Annotated in this window: 1 pseudogene; it reads right to left on the reverse strand. The window is 40.0% G+C overall.

Annotated features, from left to right (window positions below):
* Positions 1-57: 57 nt before the first annotated feature.
* Positions 58-482: pseudogene (locus tag P5674_RS25900) on the reverse strand (hypothetical protein); the annotation flags it as partial.

Consider the following 482-nt stretch of genomic DNA (forward strand, 5'->3'; position numbering starts at 1 on the left):
CAAGTACGGTTTTGAATGGGAGGGGTAGACCGTGAGGTCTATCTCGACCCCTAATTAATCTCCTAATACAAGATAATTATCTTGATTATCAGGGTCTGATAGTGCTTTGATGATTACACCATCATCCGTTACATAACGTTTGGTTAGATTAACAGCAGCGGCTATTTCAGTTGGTCTCAGTCCGTACATTACTGTCATACCCGTTACCCATAACCAGCTATGTCGGGATGATTGATGTTGTGAGTTTCTGATGGTATAGGCTTCCTGTTTGGTGTTAAACCACCAATCTTTAAAGGCATTAATGCCTATACGCTGCTTAACGGTGAATCGTGTTTGTTTAGGGTTAATAGGCTCAAGCTGTTTAAGCAAATGGTCTTTGTTAGGTGATTTCTTAGCTATGGCTTTTAAGATGTAGTAACGTTCTTTAAATGTTTTGGAACCTACTAATTGTTCTCCGTTCTGTAGGGGAGTGTATAGCATAC

Origin of the sequence: Limnospira sp. PMC 289.06, assembly GCF_032350395.1 — a bacterium.
Lineage (GTDB): Bacteria > Cyanobacteriota > Cyanobacteriia > Cyanobacteriales > Microcoleaceae > Limnospira > Limnospira platensis.